This window comes from Affinundibacterium amnicola, assembly GCF_014284275.1.
In the GTDB taxonomy this organism is placed as follows: Bacteria; Pseudomonadota; Gammaproteobacteria; order Burkholderiales; family Burkholderiaceae_D; genus Undibacterium; species Undibacterium amnicola.
This window is the reverse complement of sequence record NZ_JACOFU010000007.1, coordinates 242781-248974: the sequence shown is the minus strand read 5'-3', so window position 1 is coordinate 248974 and position 6194 is coordinate 242781. Positions and strand designations below refer to the sequence as shown.

General features: G+C 43.5%; 5 protein-coding genes. All 5 read left to right on the top strand.

The window, feature by feature from the left end; all coding sequences use genetic code 11:
• Window positions 1-481 precede the first annotated feature (481 nt).
• Window positions 482-1390: an aldo/keto reductase gene (locus H8K33_RS16350; protein ID WP_222613456.1), complete on the top strand. Its 909-nt coding sequence runs from the start codon at window positions 482-484 to the stop codon at window positions 1388-1390.
• Window positions 1391-1594: 204 nt separating this feature from the next.
• Window positions 1595-3940 carry an EAL domain-containing protein gene (locus H8K33_RS16345; protein WP_246443676.1) on the top strand — a complete coding sequence of 782 codons (2346 nt, stop codon included), beginning with the start codon at window positions 1595-1597 and terminating at the stop codon, window positions 3938-3940.
• Between the two features lie 100 nt (window positions 3941-4040).
• The gene (locus tag H8K33_RS16340; RefSeq protein WP_186892114.1) at window positions 4041-4577 is read left to right on the top strand and encodes a TlpA family protein disulfide reductase; all 537 of its coding nucleotides are present in this window, start codon (window positions 4041-4043) and stop codon (window positions 4575-4577) included.
• A 208-nt stretch (window positions 4578-4785) separates the two neighbouring features.
• Window positions 4786-5832: a tRNA dihydrouridine synthase DusB gene (dusB, locus tag H8K33_RS16335; protein ID WP_390319547.1), complete on the top strand. Its 1047-nt coding sequence runs from the start codon at window positions 4786-4788 to the stop codon at window positions 5830-5832.
• A 126-nt stretch (window positions 5833-5958) separates the two neighbouring features.
• Window positions 5959-6192 carry a helix-turn-helix domain-containing protein gene (locus H8K33_RS16330; RefSeq protein ID WP_186892113.1) on the top strand — a complete coding sequence of 78 codons (234 nt, stop codon included), beginning with the start codon at window positions 5959-5961 and terminating at the stop codon, window positions 6190-6192.
• Window positions 6193-6194 lie beyond the last annotated feature (2 nt).

The following is a 6194-nucleotide window of genomic DNA, read 5'->3' as shown; positions in this document are numbered from 1 at the left end:
GCCGAAATGGACACATGGCGTTGTTGCAAGTCGCTTACAGTGCTCGCACTGCGGCGCGCCTTGACGCCTAGCCCTGTGTCCATTTCGACTCATTCGCATGCACAAATATTAGGTCAACACGCCCTAGTTAGTGCATGCGCTCATTCTCGCATAAGAAAAATTCTTGCATTAATCCCCAATGTCCAATTAGATAGAACGCACAAAATAGTCATTGAACTCGTCTTTCTGTGGTGATGAAATCGACTCTTACGGGTGATTTTTCATCGAATTTTCATTACCGTTTTGTACAATCGAAATACTTTAAATCTAAGGATTTTTCAGTGCATTTGAGTATAGATCGAACTTCTTCTGGTCAGAAATCAAAAAGCCAATATGAATTAACTCTTAAGAAGATGTTTTAGATGATTTTGCTCGTGATCGACAAAATCGAAGATAATGGGCGAGATACTGACCAATCTGATTAAAAGAAAAGCTTAGCCCTATGTCGCCAATATCCACACGATTGCAAATTGCTCCAAAGGGGCCAGAATTTTCTCGCATTGTTTTGGGACTGTGGCGTTTGTCTGCCTGGCAAATGTCGCCCGCTGAACGTGTGCAATTTTTGCACGCAGCTTTAGATCTTGGGATTACGACGATAGACCAAGCCGATATTTATGGTGATTACACTAGTGAACTTTTGCTCGGTGAAACATTTGCTTTGGCGCCTGAATTGCGAAGCCGATTTCAGATCGTGACGAAGTGTGGAATACAATTTCCATCGACGCAAAGGCCTCATCAGCAAGCGCATATTTATAATACAAGCGCTGCGCATATTATTGCTTCGGCAGAGAATTCTTTGCGTAGTATGCGGATCGAAAAAATTGATTTGTTGTTGATTCATCGGCCAGATCCTTTAATGAATGCCGATGAAATTGCTGAGGCATTTTCGCAATTGCAACGAGCTGGCAAAGTCAGTTACTTCGGCGTTTCGAACTTTTCTCCGGCGCAGTTTGAAATGCTCGCGTCGCGTTTTCCTCTGGTGACGAATCAAGTTGAGTGTTCTTTATTGCATCAGGTACCTATCTACGATGGCAGTTTTGATCTTTGTCAGCGCCTTCGTGTTGTTCCAATGGTATGGTCTGCGCTAGCAGGTGGACGTTTGTTTAGTGATCAAACACCGCAGTCGCAACGACTGCAGACCTGCTTATCTGGCATAGCCGAGGAACTTGGTGTGAGTGTTTCTTGCGTTGCAATCGCTTGGATTTTGCATTTACCCTCGCAGCCTATGGTATTAACTGGCTCGAGTCGGGTCAAAGTGCTGGTTGAGACAGTGCAAGCACTCGATTGTCAATTGTCCCGCGACCAGTGGTTTGATTTGTGGCGTGCAGCAACAGGTGCAGAGCTACCATAAAGATTCCTGTCTGCTTTCGATCTGAATTATAAAAAAATACTTTTCAGCAAGAAAGAAACAGCGTATAAAAGAACACTTACTAGCCTAAAGTTTTGCAATCCTGATTATTCAATGTTGACGCGAATAGCATCGAATTACCATAAAACGATGACAATTGTTCGATGCAACTGGTATGACTTTTGGTCTGAATCTATGGGGCAATAATTGAAGATTGTTCATCCATTTCTCCGCCGCTTTTTGCGCGCCCAACGTCTGCCCGCCAAGGATTTGCAATTCTGGCGCGATCAGATGCTCAATGCTATTTTGTCTGTTGCACTGGTATTAGGAACATTGACTGCAATCCCTAGTGTGTTAATGGCGATTCGTGACCGCCTTTATTCTATCGTTGTTATTGATGTGCTGGCGATTACTTGGCTGCTAATTTTGTGGCGTTGGCGGGCATTGAGTTTTACCGCGAAAAGTTGGAATTTTTTGCTCATTGTGTATGGCGTTGGGGTTTTCTTTTTATTCAAAGTCGGCCCAGTCAGTCAGATTTATTTGATGGCGGTTCCAGTGTTAGCCGCGCTATTATTGGGTTTGCGGTCAGCTGTTTTTGTGTTGGTGTTAAATGCAGTGACCCTGATTTCGGTAGGCTATGCATTTGATATTGATTTGCAATTTGATCGTTATCATGATCAACCGTTTTTACGGTGGATTATTATTACCCTCAATTTCACCTTTATTAGCTCCGTCATTACTGTTTCGTGTGCGGTTTTGTTACGCCGTCTTGAAGAATCGTTGCGCAAGCAAATGCAGATTAGTGTGTCCCTACAAGAAGAGCAGAGCTCTTTGCGCATTGCCAACGAAGAGCTTCGTTTAATTTCAGCTGCGGTTGAAAATCTGAACGATATGGTGATGATCACGGACAATAATTTGCAAGACAATGGTCCACATCTGGTGTTTGTGAACAAGGCTTTTGAGCGAAGTACCGGATATAGTCGTGCCGAAGCGATCGGCAATAATTTAGAAATGTTGTACGGACCTAGTTCGGATATTCACGAAATTCATCGTATCCGATCTGCGATGAGTACGCGCCATGCGATCCGATCAGAAATCATTAGCTACACAAAATCCAAAGAAGAATTTTGGTTGGAAATTGACATACGTCCTATCAATAATCAGCAAGGTCAATGTACACATTACGTCGCAATTGAGCGCGACATTACCGATAGAAAAAAAGCAGAATTAGATATTTATCGACTGGCATTCTTTGATGTGTTGACGGGTCTGCCAAATCGTCGTCTCTTACGAGATCGCATGAGCGTACAGCTCGCCAATGCACAGCGTACGGGCAATTTTAGCGCTGTTTTGTTTATTGATTTAGATCATTTTAAAACCATTAATGACGCACGTGGTCATGCGACTGGCGATATGCTCTTGGTAGAAGTTGCTAATCGTTTGAGTCAGCTGCTGCGTGAAGTCGATACTGTCGCGCGCATTGGTGGCGATGAATTTGTGGTGTTGGTGGATAGTCTTGATCAGCACATGGAAATTGCTGGCAAGCTTGCATTGACTGTCGCTGAAAAAATTCGCCATGCATTGTCGCAAGATTTTGTGATTAATGGACAGATCTACAATTCAAGTTGTAGCATCGGTGTAAGCCTGATGCCCAAATTAGGACAAAAAGCAGATGATCTCATGCGTGAGTCGGATACCGCTATGTATCGGGCTAAATCTGCGGGACGTAATCAGATTGCGTTCTTTGAAGGAGATATGCAAATCGAAGTTGAGCAACGTCTCACTTTAGAGCGTGACTTGGCGAAGGCTTTAGAGCAACACGAATTGCAAATGGTAATGCAAGCGCAAGTTAACAATCTTGGAGAGGCTGTTGGCGCTGAATTGTTGATGCGATGGCATAGTAAAGAGCGAGGTATGGTTTCGCCAGCATTGTTTATTCCACTAGCTGAAGAGTCTGGATTAATTGTCAAAATGGGTGACTGGGTTCTGTTGGAAGCGTGCGCAATCTTGAAACGTTTGCGTCGTGAGGGGCATCAGTTTCCACTATCAATCAATGTCAGTCCCAAACAGTTCAGGCAGAAAGACTTTGTCGATAAAGTCATCGCGGCACTGGAAACGCAAGGTGTGGGCGGTGAAAACTTAATTTTTGAAGTGACAGAGGGTTTGTTTATCGATAATTTACAGGAAACCATTTCTCGCATGAGTAAGTTGGCGGGTTTAGGAATTCGTTTTTCAATTGACGATTTTGGAACAGGTTATTCTAGTTTGAATTATTTGAAACGCTTGCCGCTTTATGAATTAAAGATCGACAAGAGTTTTGTGCAGGATGTTCCTGGCGACGCAAATGGTACGGCGATTGTTGGTTCTATTTTATCGATGGCGAAGCAGTTCGGACTAAAGGTAGTGGCAGAGGGAGTTGAAACCGAAGAGCAAGCAAGTTATCTGATCACGAACAACTGTGACTCTATGCAGGGATTTTTATATTCCCGTCCAACGGCTCCGGATATTTGGATGGCAAACCATGCACAAGAAAAGAAGCAGCTGCAAGCATAATTCGCTCAGTGCTGTTTAGCTTGTTGCCTGCAGCGAGTTTGCATGAAGCAAAGTATAATTTCGCCTTATTCGATTGACGTACTTCAATTACTGGTAAATCATGAACGCAACGCAAGTCACGCAACAAGAACAAACAGGCACATTTAAAATGGGCATAGTCCTTGCTGTGTTGTTATTGGTGATTTCACTATTTGCGTATCAATCATTTAGCAACAAGCAAGCAGCACCCAAGCTCGACTTTACGAATATCCAAGGCACTAAAATTAGCCAGCAAGCTTTGCAAGGCAAGGTGTATATGGTGAATTTCTGGGCGACCTCTTGTGCCACCTGCATAAAAGAGATGCCACAAATGATTGCTAGCTATGAAAAATTTCGAGCACAAGGTCTGGAATTTTTTGCGGTGGCGATGAGTTATGATCCGCCTAATTATGTTTTAAATTTTGCTGAAACCAGACAATTGCCATTTCATGTCGTTCTCGATCATCAAGACAAGATTGCGAAGGCTTATGGTGATGTGAAATTAACGCCAACGACTTTCGTGATTGATAAACAAGGGAATATTATCAAACGTTATGTTGGCGAACCTTCGTTTGATGAATTAAATCAATTACTTGCCAAAGAATTGGCGAAATCTTAAATTGTATTCACTGTTGATGTTCCAGTTCGCCACACGCAATGTGTGACGGCAATTGAGCAACAAAACACAAAAAAGTCTATTGAAAATCTGCTCTAAATTAAAAAATATTGTTCGTGAAAGCGAAGGGTTTTGCTAATTATTTAGGCAGTTTTTCAGGTAGAATAGCGCTTCCTCGAAATTCCTCCCACACTCCCAAGGTTTTAACATCGTGCGAATTGGCTCCTATCAGCTGAAGAATAATATTTTTGTCGCGCCCATGGCTGGTGTGACGGATAGACCATTTCGTCAATTGTGCAAAGACTTGGGTGCGGGTTATGCGGTGTCAGAGATGGCCGCATCGAATCCTAAACTATGGGAAACCGAAAAGTCCACGCGTCGCACCAATCACGAAGGTGAAATGGAACCGAAAGCGGTGCAGATCGCTGGAGCTGATCCTAAGATGTTGGCTGAATGTGCTAAATACAATGTCGATAAAGGTGCACAAATTATCGACATTAATATGGGTTGCCCGGTAAAAAAAGTCTGTAATGCTTGGTGCGGTTCAGCTTTGCTGCAAGATGAAAAATTGGTTGGCGAGATTCTGGATGCAGTGGTGTCTGCCGTCGATGTGCCTGTCACTTTGAAATTCCGCACGGGCTGGGATAGAGCGAATAAGAATGCATTACAGATAGCGCGTATTGCGGAGTCCGCTGGCATCGCGATGTTAACCTTGCATGGACGCACGCGTGCTGATGGCTACAAAGGCGCAGCTGAATACGACACGATTGCAGCCGTCAAAGCCTTGGTCAAAATTCCTGTGGTTGCCAACGGTGACATTACAACGCCAGAGAAAGCTAAGTACGTGTTGGAAGTGACGGGTGCCGATGCAATTATGGTTGGACGTGCTGCACAAGGCAGACCGTGGATATTTCGTGAAATCGAGCATTATTTGAAAACAGGTACTTACTTGCCAGCGCCTTTGGTGTCGGAAGTTAGTGCGCTACTCGATCGTCATTTGCGCGAACATTATGCATTTTATGGCGAGTTCATGGGCGTGCGTACTGCGCGCAAACACATAGGTTGGTATGTGGAAGATTTAATTGATGGCGAAGCCTTTCGTCAACAAATGAATAAGTTGGAAACTTGTGAGGAGCAATTGGCGGCGGTCAAAATGTTTTTTGATAGTCGACCGACAGAACGGTTACAATACCGCCCCTCCGAGATAGATACGAGTGCTGAATTAACTCCGGAATTATCCCAAGCCTTAGCTGCTTGAGTCATTTTCCTAATGGTATTTAGTGTGATTTGTCCGCACTATTTTGGTGGAAGTTTTATTTAGTTTAACCCTTGAATTCCCTTTGGTTTTTAAAAGAGGAATTCATTAATAAGAAGAAAATTCAGTATGAGCAAAGAAAGCATTCAAGAAGCCGTCCATAAAAATCTGGAAAAATATTTCCGCGATTTAGGTGAACAACCCGCTTCAAATATTTACGATATGGTGGTGTTAGCGGTTGAAAAACCGATGTTAGAAATGGTCATGACACGCACCGATAGCAATCAATCTCAGGCTGCAGACATGCTCGGTATTAATCGCAATACCTTGCGCAAAAAACTGCAGCAACACGGTCTTCTTTAATT

Coding starts and splice junctions, on each gene's coding strand:
- H8K33_RS16330 (WP_186892113.1), top strand. CDS start 5,959: ATGAGCAAAGAAAGCATTCAAGAAGCCGTCCATAAAAATCTGGAAAAA.
- H8K33_RS16340 (WP_186892114.1), top strand. CDS start 4,041: ATGAACGCAACGCAAGTCACGCAACAAGAACAAACAGGCACATTTAAA.
- H8K33_RS16350 (WP_222613456.1), top strand. CDS start 482: ATGTCGCCAATATCCACACGATTGCAAATTGCTCCAAAGGGGCCAGAA.